The 17380-nt window shown below is 76.2% G+C and carries 15 protein-coding genes; 2 read left to right on the top strand and 13 right to left on the bottom strand.

Going from position 1 to position 17380, the window contains the following annotated elements; genetic code table 11:
* Positions 1–52: 52 nt before the first annotated feature.
* Positions 53–547 (bottom strand): DUF5949 family protein, encoded by a 495-nt coding sequence (locus tag ACGFXC_RS23070; RefSeq protein ID WP_393715593.1) that lies wholly within the window; start codon positions 545–547, stop codon positions 53–55.
* Between the two features lie 57 nt (positions 548–604).
* On the bottom strand, positions 605–1216 hold the full coding sequence (locus ACGFXC_RS23065; RefSeq protein ID WP_393715591.1) for a hypothetical protein: 612 nt from the start codon (positions 1214–1216) through the stop codon (positions 605–607).
* A 169-nt stretch (positions 1217–1385) separates the two neighbouring features.
* Between ACGFXC_RS23065 and ACGFXC_RS23060 the strand changes: the two genes are divergently transcribed.
* Positions 1386–1835 carry a DUF6299 family protein gene (locus ACGFXC_RS23060; RefSeq protein WP_393715589.1) on the top strand — a complete coding sequence of 150 codons (450 nt, stop codon included), beginning with the start codon at positions 1386–1388 and terminating at the stop codon, positions 1833–1835.
* Positions 1836–2121: 286 nt separating this feature from the next.
* On the opposite strand, the gene ACGFXC_RS23055 is transcribed toward ACGFXC_RS23060, so the two are convergent.
* From ACGFXC_RS23055 to ACGFXC_RS23035, 5 genes are all read right to left on the bottom strand, one after another.
* Complete coding sequence (locus tag ACGFXC_RS23055) at positions 2122–2289, bottom strand: hypothetical protein (RefSeq protein WP_351831325.1); 168 nt, start codon at positions 2287–2289, stop codon at positions 2122–2124.
* A 130-nt stretch (positions 2290–2419) separates the two neighbouring features.
* Complete coding sequence (locus ACGFXC_RS23050) at positions 2420–4423, bottom strand: SpoIIE family protein phosphatase (protein WP_393715877.1); 2004 nt, start codon at positions 4421–4423, stop codon at positions 2420–2422.
* A gap of 96 nt (positions 4424–4519) precedes the next feature.
* Positions 4520–4846: a hypothetical protein gene (locus ACGFXC_RS23045; RefSeq protein ID WP_393715587.1), complete on the bottom strand. Its 327-nt coding sequence runs from the start codon at positions 4844–4846 to the stop codon at positions 4520–4522.
* A gap of 12 nt (positions 4847–4858) precedes the next feature.
* A complete protein-coding gene (locus tag ACGFXC_RS23040; protein ID WP_393715585.1) occupies positions 4859–6157 on the bottom strand; it encodes an NAD(P)-binding domain-containing protein in 1299 nt (432 codons plus the stop codon).
* Positions 6158–6179: 22 nt separating this feature from the next.
* Entirely contained in the window at positions 6180–8099 is a 1920-nt protein-coding gene (locus tag ACGFXC_RS23035; RefSeq protein ID WP_393715584.1) for a hypothetical protein, read from the bottom strand.
* 294 nt (positions 8100–8393) lie between these two features.
* Here ACGFXC_RS23035 and ACGFXC_RS23030 point away from each other — a divergent pair, with 294 nt between their 5' ends.
* Complete coding sequence (locus tag ACGFXC_RS23030) at positions 8394–9992, top strand: glycoside hydrolase family 26 protein (protein WP_393715582.1); 1599 nt, start codon at positions 8394–8396, stop codon at positions 9990–9992.
* Between the two features lie 5 nt (positions 9993–9997).
* Here the strand turns inward: ACGFXC_RS23030 and ACGFXC_RS23025 are convergent, their stop codons facing one another.
* The 6 genes from ACGFXC_RS23025 to ACGFXC_RS23000 form a co-directional block, all read right to left on the bottom strand.
* A complete protein-coding gene (locus ACGFXC_RS23025; protein ID WP_393715581.1) occupies positions 9998–11140 on the bottom strand; it encodes a GNAT family N-acetyltransferase in 1143 nt (380 codons plus the stop codon).
* On the bottom strand, positions 11137–11859 hold the full coding sequence (locus tag ACGFXC_RS23020; protein WP_393715580.1) for a lipopolysaccharide biosynthesis protein: 723 nt from the start codon (positions 11857–11859) through the stop codon (positions 11137–11139). Before ACGFXC_RS23020 ends, ACGFXC_RS23025 begins: the two co-directional genes overlap by 4 nt.
* 110 nt (positions 11860–11969) lie before the next feature.
* Positions 11970–13184: a glycosyltransferase gene (locus ACGFXC_RS23015; protein WP_393715578.1), complete on the bottom strand. Its 1215-nt coding sequence runs from the start codon at positions 13182–13184 to the stop codon at positions 11970–11972.
* Positions 13181–13957: a polysaccharide deacetylase family protein gene (locus ACGFXC_RS23010; protein WP_393715577.1), complete on the bottom strand. Its 777-nt coding sequence runs from the start codon at positions 13955–13957 to the stop codon at positions 13181–13183. The genes ACGFXC_RS23015 and ACGFXC_RS23010 overlap by 4 nt, the downstream gene beginning before the upstream one ends.
* The gene (murJ, locus tag ACGFXC_RS23005; protein ID WP_393715575.1) at positions 13947–16004 is read right to left on the bottom strand and encodes a murein biosynthesis integral membrane protein MurJ; all 2058 of its coding nucleotides are present in this window, start codon (positions 16002–16004) and stop codon (positions 13947–13949) included. Before murJ ends, ACGFXC_RS23010 begins: the two co-directional genes overlap by 11 nt.
* Positions 16001–17380, bottom strand: coding sequence for an O-antigen ligase family protein (locus tag ACGFXC_RS23000; protein ID WP_393715573.1), 1380 nt, complete (start codon positions 17378–17380; stop codon positions 16001–16003). The genes murJ and ACGFXC_RS23000 overlap by 4 nt, the downstream gene beginning before the upstream one ends.

Genomic DNA, 17380 nt, shown 5'->3' with positions numbered 1-17380 from the left:
TGCGGTGCGGCGGCGCTGACGCCGGCGCCGGCGCCGGCGCCGGCGGACCCGCCTACTTCTGCAGGCTCTGCACGGTCAGGACGCAGTGGGCGCTGCTGGTGAGGACTTCCTCGTCACCGGCGAAGCCCTGGAGGATCTCCGGGGTCACGGGCTTGCCGGGGAGGGCCTCGGGCCAGGCGCGCGTGGCGAACAGGAAGTACGCCTGGCCGCTCTCGTTGGCCGCGGCGACCCACTCGTCCGGGGCGGTGCAGGTCGCGTTCAGGCCCGGCAGGGTCAGCGCGACCTGGTTGCCCGCGAGGACGATCTGCACGGCGAAGGTGCGCGGGCTGCGGGTGCCGTCCATGACCACGTCGCCGATCGGCAGGCCGATCTCCTCCAGCAGGCCGCGCGCGGCCTTCTCGCCGGCCTCGCGGCCCTGCGGGCCGTCGCCGAGCGTGTAGGCGAGGAGGTACGGGATGTCGTGGCCTTCGGAGGGGTCACCGATCCAGGCGAGCACGGAAAGGGTGCCGAGCTGGGTCCGGTCGATTTCGGCTTGCGTTGAAGTCATGCGCCGCACCTTAGTGCTCCGCCGCCGGGCCCTTTCACGGCCTTTCACCCGGGCGGGCTACACGGCCCAGAATCCACCTCCGGAATTCGCCCGCATGTTCGCGTCCTGGTACTGGAGACGCACAATGCGCACCTTTTCCGGGATTTCGAACACCACCCACCCCTCGGCCCGCTCGCCGACGGCGAGGGAATCGAAGACGAGCGGTTTGCCGGTGGTGAGTTCGCCGGTGCGCACCACCGGGTGGCGCTTTCCGGCGCTGTCGTACGCCCACATGCGCCCGAGGGCCCCGTACGAGGCTCCGCCGACGTTGACGAACGACATCGAGGCGGCCACCCAGCGCTTCCCGGCGGGCGGCCCGTAGTTCGGCTCGACGCTGACCGCGGGGTCCACGTAGGCGGCGAGCACCGCCTGGAGGTGCCGTCCCACCTCCAGCCCTTGCACCCGTACGGAGTCACCCACATGGGCATCCTTCGCGGCGGTGCGCTGCGCCCCGCCGGCCGGCGCGGCCGGGTCCTCGTCGGCGCCGGGCGCCCCGTCGTCGACCGGGACGGCGGGTGCGGCGGCGGGGGCGAGGGCGGCTCCCTCGGGCGCGCTCTGGCAGGCGGTGGCACCGAGCAGCAGGGCGGGAAGGAGAGCGGCGGCGGCGAGGACGGACGCGGGCGGGCGCATACGGGGCCCCTTCGGGGGTTTTCGGTGCGGGGAAGTATTCCGGCCAGTCTCACGCGCCCGAGCGGGCAATTGCACACACCGACACGGGGATGCGGTGCGCGTCGCCCGCCAACTGCCAGCACAATGCGTTCCGGCGGAATCCCGTCATCCACACCCCTTGGAGGAAGAAATGCGCACGCCCGGCCGCCGAATTGCCCTCTCGGCCTTCTCCGCACTGGCCGCCACCGCCCTGTTCACGGCCCCCGCCGCGGCCACGGTGTACCACCAGCACATTTCCCTCCGTCCGCACGCCGACATCGAGCGGGACGGAACAATCACCCTTTCCGGGACCTACAGCTGCGAGGCGTCGTCACCCGCGGGGGCGGTTCAGGTGAAGGTGACGCTCGTGCAGGACGACCGCTACCGCCTCGGTCTCGGCGCGGGCGACGCCCACTGCGACGGCATGGAGCACCGCTGGGAGGCGCGGAGCGGGCTGGCCGTGACCCCGGGGATCCACGAGGGGACCGCGCGGGCGACGGCGGAGATCCAGGAGATCCACTTCGGCGGCGGGCTGATGCCGCGGGCGATCGACGTCGTCGCCGCGGACGAGCAGGAGGTCCGGGTGGCCCACCGCCGCTAGGCCGTCTCTTTCGGATCTTGCCGGTCGAGTCCGCGTCGTCCGGTGCCGTGCAGCGCGAGGCGGAGAGGCTCCCCGGTACTGGCCTCGACAACGCGGCGAGGTGCGGGGCCGGGCGGCGCGGGCCAGGCAAGGTCCGGAGGAGACGGCCTAGCGGCCGAAGCCGGACGCACCGGCCGGGCCGGGACCCGCCCGGGCCCCGGCCCGGCCGGCGGGTCCCAGCCCGCCCGGCGGGTCCCAGCCCGCCCGGCGGCTCCCGGCCGGGCGGTCGTCGGTGGCCGTCAGCCGGTCAGTGGCAGTCGGGCGCGACGCCCGTCATCGACATGAACGCGACCGTCTGGCACCCCGGGTCCGCGTGCGGGCGACCCGTCGTCCAGTCCACCACCTTCGGCGCCCCGGCCGCCAGCAGCAGCACCGCCAGGATGCCCGTGACCGCGCCGCGGCTCAGGCGGCGCACGGCACGCGCCCCGTCGACCGCGCGGCTCCCGGCGCCGTCCCCGTCGGCGCCGTCTTCGTCATTGCCTTCCGTTCCATGGCCGCATCATCACCCCGCGCCCCGCCCGCCACAACTCGGAGTGACCATCCGGTCACTCCGGGACACGGGGGGCGGCGCCCAGGGCGAACTCGCACCAGACGGCCTTCCCGTCCCCTCGGGACTCCACCCCCCAGTGCGTGGCCAGGGCGTCGACGAGCAGCAGTCCGCGTCCCGTCGTGGCCGCCTCGCCCGGGGTGCGCCGGCGCGGCCAGACGCTGGAGCGGTCCTTGACCCACAGCCGGATCCGCCGTACGGGTTCGGGCAGCACCTCCATGGTCAGCACCGCCCCGCCGTCGGTGTGCAGCAGGGCGTTGACCAGCAGTTCCCCCGCCGCCAGCTCGACGTCGTCGGCGAGCTCGGCCATGCCCCAGTCGCGCAGGGCCTGCCGCAGGGCGTAGCGGGCGTCGGAGAGCCCCTCCGGGTCGGCCTGGTGGACGTACTGGTGGATGCGCGGGGCGCGGTGGGTGCCCGGGTCCGGGGCGCGGCGCAGCACGAGCAGGGCCACGTCGTCGCCGGAGCCCCAGCGTTCCCAGAGCCGGTCGGAGAGGTGGTCGGCGAGCGCACCGGCTTCCTGGGGGCCGCCGCGCACGGCGTGGGCGAGGGCGTCCATGCCCTGGGTGATGGCGGTGCCGGGTTCTTCGACGAGCCCGTCGGTGCACAGGACGAGGGTTTCGCCGGGCACCAGGTCCAGGCGGGTCTCGGGGAACTCCTCCTGCGCGAAGACGGACGCGAGGCCCAGCGGCAGGCCGCCGCGCACGTTGGGCCAGCCGGTTCGGCCGTCCGTGTGCCGGATGAGCGGGCCGAGGTGGCCCGCGCGGGCGGCGCGTACGCCTCCGGTCTCCAGGTCCACCTGGGCGTACATGCAGGTGGCGAAGCGTTCGGTGTCGAGTTCGGCGAGGAAGCGGGAGGCCCGGGCGAGGACGGTGGACGGGGAGTGCCCTTCGCCCGCGTAGGCCCGCAGGGCGATGCGCAGCTGGCCCATGATGGCGGCGGCGTGGGTGTCGTGGCCCTGGACGTCGCCGACGACGATGCCGACGCGGTCGCGGGGCAGGGCGATGACGTCGTACCAGTCCCCGCCGACCTCCCGGCCGCTCCAGGCGGAGTGGTAGCGCACGGCGATCTCGCCGCCGGTGATCTCGGGGATCCTGCGGGGCAGCATGGCGGCCTGGAGTCCGGTGGCGAACTCGCGCTCCTGGTCGAACAGGAGGGCCCGCTGGAGGGACTGGGCGACGATGCCGGCCAGGCCGAGGCACAGGTTGCGTTCCTCGGGGCTGAAGTCGCTGCGCCGCCGGTAGAAGAGCACGAGCCCGCCGATGGCCTTGGCCTGGGCGATGAGCGGGAGGTAGGCGGCGGCGTCGTAGCGGATTCGGTTCAGGTAGTCGGCGAGCAGCGGGAACTCCGCGGCGAGTTCCGTGAGGGAGGTGACGAAACGTGCCTTCCTGCTGAGGACGGCCTGGGAGAGCGGCAGCGATCCGTCCAGCCGGGTGAACTGGCGCTCGCTGAGGATCTCCAGGGACTCCCCGCTCAACGCGATGATCTTGATGGTGCCGTTCTCGACGAGGCCCAGGGCGAGGCCGTCGGCCCCGAGGCGTTCCAGGGCGCCCGCGCCGGTCAGGGTGGCGGTCACGTCGTCCACCGTCACCGCCCGCGACAGGGCCTCGGTGGTGCGCTGCACGATGGCGGCCTGCTGGGTGCGGGCCGTCTCCAGTTTGCGCAGCACGGTGGCGTGGGCGAGCTCGGCGGTGGCGTCGCGGACGATCCCGACGATCCGCAGCGCCGTGCCGCCGGGGTCCCGCAGCACCCGGCCCTGGGTGTGCGTCCACTGGTCGCGGCCGTCGCGCCGGTGCACGGTGAAGTACGCGCCGTACGTCTCCCCGCCGCCGTCCAGGACGCCGACCACGGTGTCCGCGAGGCGGGCCGCGTCGTCGGCGGGGATGCGCAGGCCGAGGCCTTCGGGGGTGTCGTCGAACTCCTCCGCCTCCAGGTCGAAGACGGTCAGGCCGGACTCGTCCAGGAGGAGGGTGCCGGCGATGAGGTCCCATTCGAAACTGCCCATGCCGTTGAGCGCGAGGCGCTCTCCGGGCCCCGTCACGGGGCCGGGGGCACCCTGCCCGGGTCTGTCGCGCTCCGCCGCTGCCACGCGTCACACCACCTAACGGCCGGGCCAGCACGGCTGGGAGATGAGCCGCTCCCACTCCTCGTCAGGATGCCCCGGAAGGGTGCGTCCGGCCTCCCGCCAGCGCTTGAGGAGGGAGAGGTAGATGGCGGCCGGATCGCGGGGGGCGAACGCCCCGGCGGCCGCGCCGGCCCCGGCGGCGGCCGCGGACCGCGGCGCGTACGGGGTGCCCGCGTACGGCGTCCCCGCGTACGGCGTCCCCGCGTACGGGGTGCCTCCCGCCGCCCCGGCCGGGGCCTGCTCCCCGCGGCTGGCGGGGATGCGCACCCAGCCACGGCCGCCCTGTGCTCGCTCCGCGCCCATCGCGGACCCCTCTCAGGTGGATCTCAGCGGAGATGTGTCGTCGCAATGCCCGGCACCGGCCCGGTCGGGGCCGGCACCGTCGGTGGTGCCGGTCAGCGGGCCCCGTGCGCCGAGGCGCGCCAGGACTCCCCTCACCAGTCTCCCCGCCGTGAAGCCCGCGCCGTGTACGAATCGCATGGAAGGTCCGAACGAGGGAGCGGTCAGCAGCCCCGCGAAGAAGAGTCCGGGCCAGGAGGACTCGAACCGGGGGCTCAGTTCCGGCGTCCCGCCGCCGCCGACGGTGGCCAGCGCGTCCCGCAGCCCCGCGTCCAGGAGGGCCAGCCGGGCCAGGTCGGGGGCGAAGCCGGTGGCCGCGATGACGTGCGCGGTGTCCAGGACGACGGGTTCCCCGGCCGGGGTGGTCAGCGCGAGGCGGGTGCGGTCGCCCGCCGCCACCGCCCGGTGCAGGCGGTGTCCGAGCAGCGTCGGCACCCGCTGTTCGAAGCGCTCCCGCAGCCACCAGGCGCCGGCGGGCCCCAGCGCGGTGGCGGCGATCCGTTCCCGGGTCGGCGCGGGCAGCCGCCGCACCGCCCAGGGCAGCTCCGACCACACCCAGCTGCGCCAGCCGGTGCCGAGTCCGCTGTGCGGTTCGCGCAGGGCGCGCAGCCGGGGGCGTTCCAGCGGCTGCGGGACGGTGTTCCAGTTCAGCCGGGGCCGCCGGGCCACCAGGCACGGCCGGGCCCCGGCCTCGGCGAGCAGCGCGGCCGTCTCCAGTGCGGCCTGTCCGGCGCCGAGGACGGCCACCTCGCGGTCCGCGAACCGGGACAGGTCCCGGTGGCCGCTGCTGTGCGAGTAGTGGCCGCCGGGCAGGTCGCGCAGTGCGTCGGGGTACCGGGTGAAGGGCATGACCCCGACCGCCAGGGCCACCGTCCGGGCGGGCCGGGGCGGGCCGTCCGCGGTGCGGACGAGGAAGCCGTCCCCGTACGGGGCGACCTCGGTGACCACGGCCTCCTCCACCTCGGGCAGGCCGGCGTGCCGGGCGAACCAGAGCCCGTACGCGCTGAAGGTGCCGATGGGCAGCGGGCTGCCGTGCTCGGCGGGCAGGCCCAGGGTGGCGCAGTAGTCGGCGAGGGTGTGGCGGCCGCCGGGCGCGGAGAGGTTGGAGGACCAGGGCTCCGACTTGAGGTACATGCCTTCGGGCATGTGGTCCCGCCAGGACGCCATGGGGCGCCCCAGGACCCGTACGGCGAGCCCGGCCGCCGCCGCGTGCGCGGCGATCGACAGGCCGTACGGGCCCGCGCCGATCACCACGAGATCGTCCGTCCGCCTCACGGCAGCTCCTCCAGCTCCTCGGTCACCGGGTCACCAGTTCGTCCGGCTCCGCCGGGGCCTCCGGCGGGAGCGTGCGGGCCGGCGGCTGCGGCTGTTCGCCGCCGCGCTGGCGGGGGGCCCGCGCGGTGCGCCGGCCCTGTTCGGGTACGCCGCGCAGGGCGCGGGCCCCCTTGCCGAGGCCGCGCCCCAGGAAGGCGGCGATCATCGCGAGGAACGGCCCGGGGTCGTCGGCGGCGAACCAGGCCGCCTCCACCCTCCCCCGTGCCGCGCCGGGCCCGCGGGCCCCCGCGCCCCGGGCGGCCGGACGCCCCGGCGACGCCCCGGGGGGCCGGGCGCCGGGGACGCCCGTACGCGGGCCCCCCGCGGCCCCGGATCCGGCCCCGGGCCCGTCCGCCGGGCCGCCGGACGCCGCACGCCCCGGATCCGGCCGATCCGCACCCCCGGGCCGGTCCGCACCCCCGGGCCGGTCCGGCCCCGCCGGGCCCCCTCGCTCCCCGGGGCCGGAGGCTCCCTCCCGGCCGGGCTCCGCCGGGCGCCCCGGCTCCGGCCGCGCCGCCGGGCCGCAGCCCGAACCCGGAGCCACCGGCCGCTCCCGCTCCGCCGGGCCGGGGGCGGCGGCGGAGGGGTCGCGGGACGGGCCCGGGGAGTCCGGCGCGGGCTGCGGGCGGCGGCCGGCCGGCAGGACGGGGCCCGCCTCCCCGCCGCCCCCGGCCCCAGCCGCAACCCCGGCTCCCACCCCGGGCACCGCCGCCCCGGGCACCGCCGAGCCGGACCCCGCACCCCCCGCCCGGGGTGGCGCGACGGCGGGGCCCGCGAGCTCCGCCCGGGGCGGCGCCGGGGACGGCCCGCCCGTACCCTCCGCCCGGGGCGGCGCCACGGACGGGCCTCCCGTACCGCCCGCCCGGGGCGGCGGCGGGCCCGCTTCGGCCGGCCGGCCGTCGCGCGCCGGCACCGGGGCGGGCACGCGCGCCCCGCCACGGCGCACGGGCTCCCCGCGCACGGCGGCGCCGACCCCGGCGCCCCGGCCGCGTACCGCCGCGAGCAGCGCGTAGTTCTCGGCGACGAACACCCGCCCCGGGCCGCCCGCCGGCTCCGGGACCCGTTGCCCCGTCAGGTCCAGGTACATCGCCTGGACCACGTCCAGCCCGAAGTCGTCGGTGAACAGCCGGAACTGCGCCCCGGGCCGCGGGTTGAAGTCCACCAGCCGGAAGGTGCCCCGCTCGTCGCGGCGGAAGTCGAGGTCCAGGATCCCCTGGTAGCGCAGCCGTTCGGCGAGTCGCAGCCCGGCCTCTTCCACGGCCGGGTCCGGCAGCCACCGCCCCACCGCCGTCAGGCCCGTCCGCACCGGCCAGGACAGCTCCTTGCGGCCCGACCCGGCAAGCAGCGGACGCCCGTCCCGGCCGAACGCCCCGTGGAAGAACCAGTCGGTGTCCGGCCCGGCGGGCAGGAACCGCTGGAGCAGCAGCCGGCTCCCGGCTTCGGCGGAGCGTTCGTACAGCCGCCGCGCTTCGGCGGCGCTGTGCACCAGGGTGGTGCTGCGCAGTCCCGCGCCGGCCGGCAGCAGCCACGGCCGGCTCCACTTCGCCACCACCGGCAGGCCCAGCCGCCAGGCGGCCTCGGCCGCTTCGGCGGCGCCCGCCGGGATCACGGTCTCCGGGTGCGGCACGTCCCAGCGCGCGCACAGCCGCGAGAGCTCCGCCTTGTCGGCCACCCGCGCCGGCAGGTCGTCGGGCTGATGGGGGATCCGGAAACGGTCCGTCAGCATCGGTGCGACCCGGGACACCGCGATGGCGCTGAGGTCGTCCATGGCGATGAGCACCGCCGGACGGCCGATCCGCTCGGACACCCCGGTCAGACACTCCAGCAGCACTTCGGGGGCCTCGGGGTCGAGCCCCCCGGCCGGCCCCGGGTGCGCGGCGCGCAGGTACCGCGAACGCCCCACGGGACCTCCCCCGGCTTCGACGACGGCGTGGACCTCCACGCCCCCGCGCCCCAGGGATCTGACGGCGCCGAGGGTTCCGTGGTGGAACGGATTCCGATCGAGTCTGAGCAGAACGGCGGGCACATGGTTGGCGAACGCGTGCATGGAAACGGTGTCTTTCACCTAGTCGGACCAAGCGGGCGGGATGCGCAGCTGCGAATGGCCTAGGCAAAGGCCATCGGACAGGCCATTCGTCAGATGTGATGTCTAACGTCGTTGGCAAGCACACCGGTTCAGGAAAGCTCGGGAGACGCCATGCCCAGACCACGCCGCCGACTGGCGAGCACCTGCATCGGTACGGTCACGGCCGGGCTGCTCGCCTCCGGCGCCGCCCTCGCGGCACCGGAGGAGGAGCCCGGGGGCTCCGACATCGCCATGGGCGCCTATCTCGACTACGGGCCGTCCGGGATCGCCCGGATCCCCCACCTGTCGCGCTGGCTGGGCGGCAAGGAGATCCGGGTCGGGCACACGTATCTGCCCGGGGACCAGTGGGCCGGCATCGAGGGGAACGTGTCCTTCCTCGCGGACTGGGCCAAGTGGCGCCGGGCCGAGGACGACCGGATGTTCGTCCTCAACGTGCCCATGCAGGCCCGCAACGAGGCCCGGGTGCCGGACTGGCAGGTGGCCCAGCTGATCCGGGCGGGCGCGGAGGGCCAGTACGACCGGCACTTCACGAAGCTGGCCGAGCGGCTGGTGGCGCTGGGCGTGCCCGACACGGTGATCGTGCTCGGCTGGGAGATGAACGGCACCACGTACACGCACCGCTGCGGGCCCGATCCGGAGAACTGGAAGGCGTACTGGAAGCGTGTCGTCCAGGCGATGCGGGCCGTGCCGGGGCAGCGGTTCAAGTTCGACTTCGCCCCCAACCGGGGGACCGACGCGATCGGCTGGACCAGGTGCTACCCGGGTGACGACGTCGTCGACATCGTCGGCATGGACTCGTACGACCAGGGTCCGGGCCGGACGTTCGACGACCAGATCACCCAGCCCTACGGACTCCAGCAGCACGTCGACTTCGCGAAGGCACACGGCAAGGAGATCTCGTACCCGGAGTGGGGGCTGTTCCGCAACGGGGACAACGCGGAGTACATGCGGCGCATGCTGAAGTGGATCGAGCAGCACAAGCCGCTCTACCACACCATCACCGACTACTGCCCGCACGGCGTCTGGCAGTGCGGCAAGCACCCCGAGTCCTCGAAGGTCTTCCGCGACGCGCTGACCCCGAAGGCTCCGGTCGAGCCGACTCCCCCGGTGGTCCCGAGCCCGCCCGTGGTCCCGAGCCCGCCCGTGGTCCCCAGTCCTCCGGTGGTCCCCAGTCCGCCCGTGATGCCGAGCCCGGACGTCCCGGCCCCGCAGGTCCCCTCGCCGCCCGTGCCGAAGCCCGAGCTGCCGAAGCCCGAGCTGCCGAAGCCCGAGCTGCCGAGCCCCGTCGCACCCTCGCCGGCCGTCCCGGCACCCGCTCCGACCCCGACCCCGACCCCGACACCCACGCCCACCCCCACCCCCGAGGTCTCCGAGCCGCCGGTCGTCCCGACACCGGCACCGACGCCGACGCCGACGCCGGTCCCGGAGCCCGCAGAGACCCCCGCCCCCGAGGTCCCCGAGGTCTCCGTCCCGCCGGTGTTCCCGCCGGCCCCGTCCCCCGAAGTCACGGTCCCCGCGGTGCCGAGCCCGGCCGGCCCGTCGCCGCAGCCCCCGCCCGTGCCGAAGCCCACCCCCGTGCCGCCGGCCAACAACAGCAAGCAGTGGTGCGTGCCGCTCAACTTCGGCCAGTGGCTGTCCAAGCTGGTCGGCGACCAGGCGGTCTGCGTGAAGCTCGACTGGGGCAAGGACTCCGGCTTCTGGCCCTTCTAGAGGGGTCATCGCACCCGCAGTCCGCCCAGCCGCGCCCGCCAGTCCCGGGCGCCCGGCAGCGCCTCGCGCAGCGCGTCCACCGCCCGCTCGCGCCCCGTGACCTGCGACTCGTACAGCCGCAGCAGGGGCGCGAGCGCGCTCGTGGCCAGCAGGAAGCGCTGGCTGACCACCGTCTCGGGGCGCCAGTGGTTCTTGTACGGTTCGCTGCCGCGCAGGAAGCTCACCACCGGGCGCCCGTCGGCGAGGGCCCGGCCGGCCTCGTAGCGCAGCAGCAGCGTCGACACGTCCACCTTGCGGTCGCGCAATTCGGGGTCGGCCCCGTACAGGTAGCCGCCGCTCAGTCCGGCGCAGAGCAGGGTGACGTTGGCGGCGACCACCTTCCCGTCGAGCCGGAACTCCGTGAGGCGGCCCTCCCCGGCGCGCACCATCCGCCGGGTGGCCCGGGTCAGGTGCTCGGCGAAGCGGGGCCGCAGGTGTTCGGGGGTGACCCCGCGGCCGCGCCACTGCTTCTCGTGGAGCCGCAGCAGGGTGCGCACGGCCTGCGGCACCTCGTCCTCGGTGACCTCGTGCTCCTCGATCCCGGCCGCGTCGGTCTTGCGCAGCTTGGCCCGCACGCGCTGCGCGCCGGAGGCGGGCATCCGCTTGACGAGCTCCTCGAAGGGCAGCGCGGGCAGCTCCATGCAGGTGGAGTCGGCCAGCTTGCTGGACACGCCCGGCCACGCCTCGTACAGCGCTTCGGCGGCCGCGCCCGGCCGGACCTCGCGCAGGTCGACCACCGCGCTGCGGGCGGCCCGGTGCAGTCCGCGGGCCAGGGCGGGCACGACCCGGCCGGCCTGGCCGGCGGCGACGAGCACGTCGAAGTAGTCGGTGATCGGCCCGCCGAGCGGTACGAGCCGCGGCAGCGGCCGGTGGACGAGCATCAGCGGCGCCACGCCGACCAGTTCCGCGCCGCGCCGCACCAGCAGGAGCCGCAGCCGGCCCTCCCTGCCGTACGACAGCCACCACGAGTGCAGCCAGGCGTGGCTCTGGAAGGGGGTGGCGGTGGGGCAGTCCCGGAAGAGCCGGTTCCAGGACTCCTCCAGGGCGGCGAACTGCCGGGGGTCGCGGCACATCGTCACCGTCAGGGCCCCGGCGGAGCCCCGCGTCATCGCACGGACTCCTTCTCCTTGGTCTCGGAGTGCTCGCCCTGGGCGGGCAGCGAGGCGTACTCCTCCACGCCCGGCTCCGGCTGCGCCGCCCCGTCCCGCGCCGCCCCTTCCTGCTGCTCCTGCGGCCTGCGCCGGCCGGGCCTGGCCAGCAGCCACAGCCCGCCGAGCAGGCCGCCGGCGCACAGGCCGACGGCGCCGCTGATGGCGGCCGAGGGGGAGGCCGGCTCGCCGGGCGCGACGGCCTGGTTGAACAGCAGCAGCTGCACGCCGGTGTTCTTGGCGGCCTGGTTGCTGCTGAGGGTGAGCGCGTCGGCGACCGCGTTGGCGATGTCGGCGGCCTCGGCGGGGCTCTTGGACATCCCGGTGACGGCGATCATCGGGGAGTCGGGGGAGGTCTCGGTACGGACCTGGGTGCGCAGCCGGCGGGCGTCGATCCCGGCGCGGGGCTGGGCGTAGGCGAGGGTGGAGCTGCTGGTGGCGATCCGGCCGTAGGCCTGGGCGAAGCCGAGGGCGGTGGCGGGTTCGGTGGTCTCGTTGGGTACGGCGACGACGTAGCTGGTGGCGGCGTAGTCGGGGGCCTTGAGGAGCCCGTACGCCCCGCCCGCGGCGAGTCCGAGGAGGGCGCAGGCGGGCAGCGGCCACCACGCGGGGGGCGGCAGCAGCCGGCGGCCCCGGTGCGAACGGTGGGCGGGCTTCTTCGGGTCGGCGGTGTCGGCCATGTGCGGTGCTCACTTCCTGGTGGAGGGGAGTTCGTTCGCCCCCGGCCGGGTCCGGGCGGGGGGCGGGTGCGATCGGGGGTACGGATGCGGACGCGGTGCGAAGGGGGTGCTCAGCCGTTCCCGGCGCCCCCGGGGACGCCCGGCGCGGGCGCGGGCGCGGGGTCGGGCGCAGGCGCAGGCGCGGGCAGCGGCGCCCGCGTCCCCCGCGTCCCGGCCTGCGCGAGGGCGTAGACGTCGAGGAGCCGGCGGGCGCTGTGGGCGATGTCGTAGCGGCGCACCACGGGCGGCGGCGGCAGGCGGCGCGCGCCCGCTTCCATGTGCCCGCGCAGGGCCGCGACCAGTTCCTCGGTGCCCGCCCCGATGCGCCGCGCGCCCGGCGCCTGCGCGGCGGGGAGGTCGTCGATGGCCGGGCAGGTCACGTGCAGGACGGGCAGCCCGGCGGCCAGTGCCTCGACGACGGCGAGCCCGAACGCCTCCTCCTTCGAGGGGGACACGAAGACGTCCATGGCGGCCAGCAGCGCCGGGATGCCGGGGGTGCGCCCGTCGGGGCTCTCGCCCAGCGGGTCGCGCTCCCCGAGGAGGTGGATGCGGCCCTGTGCGCCCAGTTCGGCGGCGAGCGCCCGCAGCGCGGCCCGCTCGGGGCCGTCCCCGGCCAGCAGCAGGTGCGCGCCGGGCAGGGCGGCGACGGCGCGCACCAGTACGTCGAACCGTTTGCCGGGGACGAGCCTGCCGACGCCGCCCACCACGAAGGCCCGTTCGGGCAGCCCGGTCCGGGCCCGGGTCGCGCGGCGCACGCCTTCCTCGAAGCGGAAGCGGACGGCCTCGATCCCGTTCGGCACGACGTGGACCCGGGCGGCGGGCACGCCCCAGCCCTCCAGCCGGGCCGCGACGGTGTCGGACACGGCGACCGTCGCCGAGCCGAGCCGTTCGCCGGCCAGGTAGAGGGCCCGGACCCCGCCGGTCAGCGGCCGGCCCTCGATCTCGTGCTCGCCGAGGGAGTGCTCGGTGGCGACGACGGCCCGGACGCCCGCGAGCCGGGCGGCGAGGCGCCCGTAGAGGCAGGCCCGGTAGAGGTGGGTGTGGACCAGGTCGTAGCGGCCGGCGCGGATGAACCGCGCCAGCCGCGGCAGCGTGCCGAGGTCGCGGTTGCCGCGCATGCCGAGGTGGACGACGCGGACGCCGTCGGCCCGCAGCCCCTCGGCGACCGCCCCGGGGTTGGTGAGGGTCAGTACGTCGCAGGGCATCGGCATGTGCCGCAGCAGGAGCCGCAGTTGCTGTTCGGCGCCGCCGACGCCGAGTCCGGTGATGACGTGCAGGACCTTCACGGCAGGACCACCCGTCGCAGCTCGCGCGCCCGGTGCCGGAGCCGCTTGATCCGCAGCCGTGCGCCGCCGTCGGCCTGGCTGATGTGCGTACGGGGCAGGGCGTGCGGGCCGGTGAGCCGTCCGGGGACGATGGCGCAGGCGTACGCGTAGCCGGCGGCCCGGGTGGCGTCGACGACCCGGGCGTCGAGGTGCCCGTAGGGGTAGCAGAAGCCGTCGGGCGGGGTGCCGGTGAGCTCGCCCAGCAGCTCGCGGCTGCCGCGCAGTTCGTGGGTGAGGACGTCGTCGGGGGCGGCGGTGAGGTCCTGGTGGAGCAGCCCGTGCGAGCCGACCTCCTGCCCGGCGGCGGCGACTTCGCGGAGGTCGTCGGCGGTGAGGAGCGGCTTGCGCGGCCCGAGCGGGTCCCAGGCGTTGTCGACGCCGAGCCGCCCGGGCAGCGCGAACAGCGTGGCCGTGCAGCCGTGGCGGCGCAGCAGCGGCAGGGCGCGGGTCAGGAAGTCGGTGTAGCCGTCGTCGAAGGTGAGGCCGACGAGGCCGCGGCCGCGTCCGGCGGCGCGGGCGCGCAGCAGTTCGCCGACGGACACCCCGCGCAGTCCGCGGGCGCGCAGCCACCGCAGCTGGCCCTCCAGGGCGGCGGGGGTGACGGTGATCCCGTACGGGTCCTCGGCGGGGTCGGTGAACTCGGCGACCGAGTGGTACATCAGCACCCACGGCGCTGCGGACCGGCGGGCGGGGCCCGCCACGGCGGCGGACGCCGTATCGGTGTCAGCGGACATTGCGGAACCTCTGGGTGAGCTGGGTCAGCCGGTTGGTGAGCTGAGAGGTGAGCTGGGCGATCTGGTCGGGCAGCGCGGTGACTTCGATGGCCCGCATGGCCATGCCGGTGGCACCGAACATGGCGGGGACGAGCAGGCAGCCGAGGGCGGCGCTGAGCAGGGGGTCGGGGATCATCGGCCCGGCGAGCCAGCCGGTGCCGCAGGCGGCGACGGCGGCGACGGCGAGGCGGCCGATGCTGACGGCGACCCGGCGGACCTGGATGGCGACGATGCGCGAGCCGAGTCCGGTGAGCAGGAGGGCCGCGGTGGTGGTGATCCCGGCGGCGTTGGCGGCGGCGATGCCGTAGGTGCCCCACCAGGAGACGGCGAGGGCTCCGGCCACGATGTTGACGAGCAGCCCGGCGCCCATCGCGAGCGCCGGGAACCAGGTGGGCCGGGCGGTCGAGAAGAAGGGCCGGGAGAGCGCCCCGACGAGGCAGTGGCCGAGGAGGCCGAGTCCGTAGACGCGCATGACGTCGGCGGTGGCGAGGGTGTCGCGGTGGGTGAAGGCGCCGCGTTCGAAGAGGACCTGGATGATCTGCGGTGCGTAGCCGATGACGAGGGCGCTGCCCATGAGGACGGCGAGGGAGGCGAGGGCGAGGTCGCGTTCCACCCGGCGGCGGGCCTTCTCGCGTTCGCCGCCGGCCATGGCCTGGGCGACCACCGGGAAGGTGACGGTGCAGATCATCAGGGAGAGCACCATCGGCATCTGCGCGACCTTCTGCGCGTAGTTGAGGTGCGAGATGGCGCCGGGGGGCAGCGAGGCGGCGAGGAACCGCTCGACGAGGACCTGTGACTGGCGGAAGACGGCGAAGAAGATGACGGGGGCGATGAGCCCGAAGGCGATGAGGGTGGGCCGGTCCCGGTCGCGCTGGCTGCGGGGGGCGCCCTTGGCGCGGGAGGGTCCGAAGCCGACGTTGCGGATGAAGGCGGGGAGCTGGACGAGGGCCATCAGCAGCCCGCCGACGGCGACTCCGGCGGCGGCGGCGCGCACGCCCCACAGGGTGTGGAGGGCGACCATCGTGCCGATGATGCCGACGTTGTACGCGACGTAGATCGCGGCGGGCGGCAGGAAGGAGCGGTGGGCGCGCAGGGCGGCGCTGAAGTATCCGGCGACGCCGAAGGTGAGCACGGTGAGGGCGGTCAGCCGGGTGCACTGGACGGCCAGTTCCGGGTCGGGCAGGCCGGGTGCGAGCACGCCGACGACGAGCGGGGCGGCGACGATCAGTACGGAGGCGACGGCGGCGAGGAGCACCGCGAGGCGCGGCAGGGTCGCGGCGACGAGCATGCGTACGGGATCGGCGGCGCGGGCCGCCTTGCGGGTGAGGCCGGCCCGGCTGGCCGCGCGGCGGGCGAGGGCGTGGCTGAAGGCGGGCACCATCAGCAGGGCCATGGCGTCCTCGATCAGCAGCGTGGAGGCCATCTCGGGGACGGTCCAGGCGATGAGGAAGGCGTCGCTGTCGTGGCCGGCGCCGAAGAGGTGGGCGATGGTCTGGTCGCGGACGAGGCCGAAGACGGCTCCGGCGGCGGTGAGTCCGGCGGTGACGGCGGCGGCCTTGGCGAGGAACCGCCCGAGCGGGGCGGGTGCGGAGCTTCCGACACAGCCGCCGTCCCCGGCCGTCCGGCCGGCTCCGGCCCTGCTCCGTGCCCCGGGCCCGCCGGCCCCGGGTCCGCCCGGACCGGGCGCGCCCACGCCGGGTCCGCCGAGGACGCGGCCCCCCGCGGCGGGGCGGCCGGCCGCGGCCGCGCCCACGGCGGGAGCGCCGGGCGCGGCGGGCCCGGCCGGCGGTGGCGCCTGACCGGGGCCGACGCCGTCGGGGGCGGCGGGCCCCGCCGACGCGGCGGGCGCGGCCGGAGCGGCGGGCCCCGGGGGGCCGCCCCCCGCGACGACGCCACCGGCCGGACCGGGGTGCGCCGTGCCCGGCCCCGGGTGCGGCGGACGGCCCGCGGGCGCGGCGACCTCGGTCGCCGCGGCCGCGGGCCGTCGCCAGGGAGTCGTATCGGTCACCGCGCGGCCGGCCCGTCGAGGGCCCGGCCGGCGGCGCGGAGCCCCGGCGGCGCGCCCTCGGGCGAGGGCAGCGCCCACCAGGCCGCCAGGCCGATGATCACTCCGGTGAGGACGGTGGACGGGCCGCCGATGTCCGCGTAGAGGAAGTCGGTCAGCTGCCACACGAGCAGGCCGAGGGCGATCAGTCCGCAGTCCCGGATGCCCCGGGCGGCGCGGTCGGCCGCGTACCGGCGCAGGCCCGCGACGAGCAGCGCCGCCCAGCCGCCGGCCAGCGCGAGGAGTCCGGTCAGGCCCTGCTCGCCGAGGACGAGGAGGTACATGTTGTGCGGGGACAGCAGGGGCTGCTTGATGAACGCCTGGCCCGCCCCGGCGGTGTCGCTGCCGGAGGACAGGCCCAGCGAGGAGTGCCCGTCCCGGTGCGCGGGGAAGCCCTTGAGCCCCACCCCCACCACGGGCCGCTCCCGCCACATGGACTCGGCGGCGGCCCACATCGTGTAGCGGTCGGTCACCGACTGGTCCGGGGCGCTGGACACCTGGGTGATGGAGGTCAGCCGTTCGGCGACCATCTCGGAGCCGACGCCGAGTCCGCCGACCAGCACCACGCCGACGGCGGCGAGCGCCGCCACCACCGCCAGGGCCCGCCGGATCCCGGCCAGCACCATCACCAGCAGGGCGGCGCCGAGGGTGGCGATCCAGGCGCCGCGGCTGAAGGACAGCACCAGCGGCACCACCAGTACCAGCGCGCAGCCGGCGGCGATCCGCCGGATCCGGGCCGGCCGGCCCGGCGCGAGCGCCGTGGCGGCCGCCGCGATGAGTCCGTAGGCGACGACGGTGGCCATGCCCATCACGTCACCGGGGCCGAAGGTGCCCACGGCCCGGATGTCCGCGCCCTGGTAAGAGGCCCCGGTGTGGGTCGCGTACTGCACGACCCCGACCGCGCCCTGGACGAGTCCGAGCACCACGAAGCACCCCGCGGCCAGCCTGAACTCGCGGGCGTCGCGCACCAGCAGCACCACGGCCGCCGGGACGAGGACGAAGACCTGGAGGTAGCGCACGAACCCGGGCAGCGCCGCGTACGGGTCCCCGGCGGTCACGGTGGCGACGGCGAGCCCGGCGGCGGGCGCGCCGAGGACCAGCACGCCCAGCGGGGTCAGCGTCCGCACCCGGCCCCGCAGCGCCTGGACGGCGCAGACGAGGGCGAGCAGCAGCGAGGCGGCGTCGGCGGGGCCGACCTTCCCGGAGGCGCTCGCGTCCCCGGCCGGGAGCGGGGCGAGGAGGAACAGGACGGTCGCGGCGAGCGGCAGCAGCGGCCAGTGACGGCGCAGCGGGCCGGTCGCGTCGGGGAACCGGGCGGGCCCGGTCGCGGCGAGGCTCAT

It is taken from the genome of Streptomyces sp. NPDC048507, assembly GCF_043199995.1.
Lineage (GTDB): Bacteria > Actinomycetota > Actinomycetes > Streptomycetales > Streptomycetaceae > Streptomyces.
The sequence above is the reverse complement of the archived record's forward strand: the minus strand, read 5'-3'. Positions and strand labels throughout refer to the sequence as shown.

Excerpts from the sequence above, each read along its gene's own strand:
- ACGFXC_RS23020 (WP_393715580.1), bottom strand. The coding sequence starts at position 11,859 with ATGGCCGACACCGCCGACCCGAAGAAGCCCGCCCACCGTTCGCACCGG.
- ACGFXC_RS23030 (WP_393715582.1), top strand. The coding sequence starts at position 8,394 with ATGCCCAGACCACGCCGCCGACTGGCGAGCACCTGCATCGGTACGGTC.
- ACGFXC_RS23070 (WP_393715593.1), bottom strand. The coding sequence starts at position 547 with ATGACTTCAACGCAAGCCGAAATCGACCGGACCCAGCTCGGCACCCTT.
- ACGFXC_RS23010 (WP_393715577.1), bottom strand. The coding sequence starts at position 13,957 with ATGTCCGCTGACACCGATACGGCGTCCGCCGCCGTGGCGGGCCCCGCC.
- ACGFXC_RS23045 (WP_393715587.1), bottom strand. The coding sequence starts at position 4,846 with ATGGGCGCGGAGCGAGCACAGGGCGGCCGTGGCTGGGTGCGCATCCCC.
- ACGFXC_RS23050 (WP_393715877.1), bottom strand. The coding sequence starts at position 4,423 with ATGGGCAGTTTCGAATGGGACCTCATCGCCGGCACCCTCCTCCTGGAC.
- ACGFXC_RS23065 (WP_393715591.1), bottom strand. The coding sequence starts at position 1,216 with ATGCGCCCGCCCGCGTCCGTCCTCGCCGCCGCCGCTCTCCTTCCCGCC.
- ACGFXC_RS23000 (WP_393715573.1), bottom strand. The coding sequence starts at position 17,380 with ATGAGCCTCGCCGCGACCGGGCCCGCCCGGTTCCCCGACGCGACCGGC.
- ACGFXC_RS23060 (WP_393715589.1), top strand. The coding sequence starts at position 1,386 with ATGCGCACGCCCGGCCGCCGAATTGCCCTCTCGGCCTTCTCCGCACTG.
- ACGFXC_RS23025 (WP_393715581.1), bottom strand. The coding sequence starts at position 11,140 with ATGACGCGGGGCTCCGCCGGGGCCCTGACGGTGACGATGTGCCGCGAC.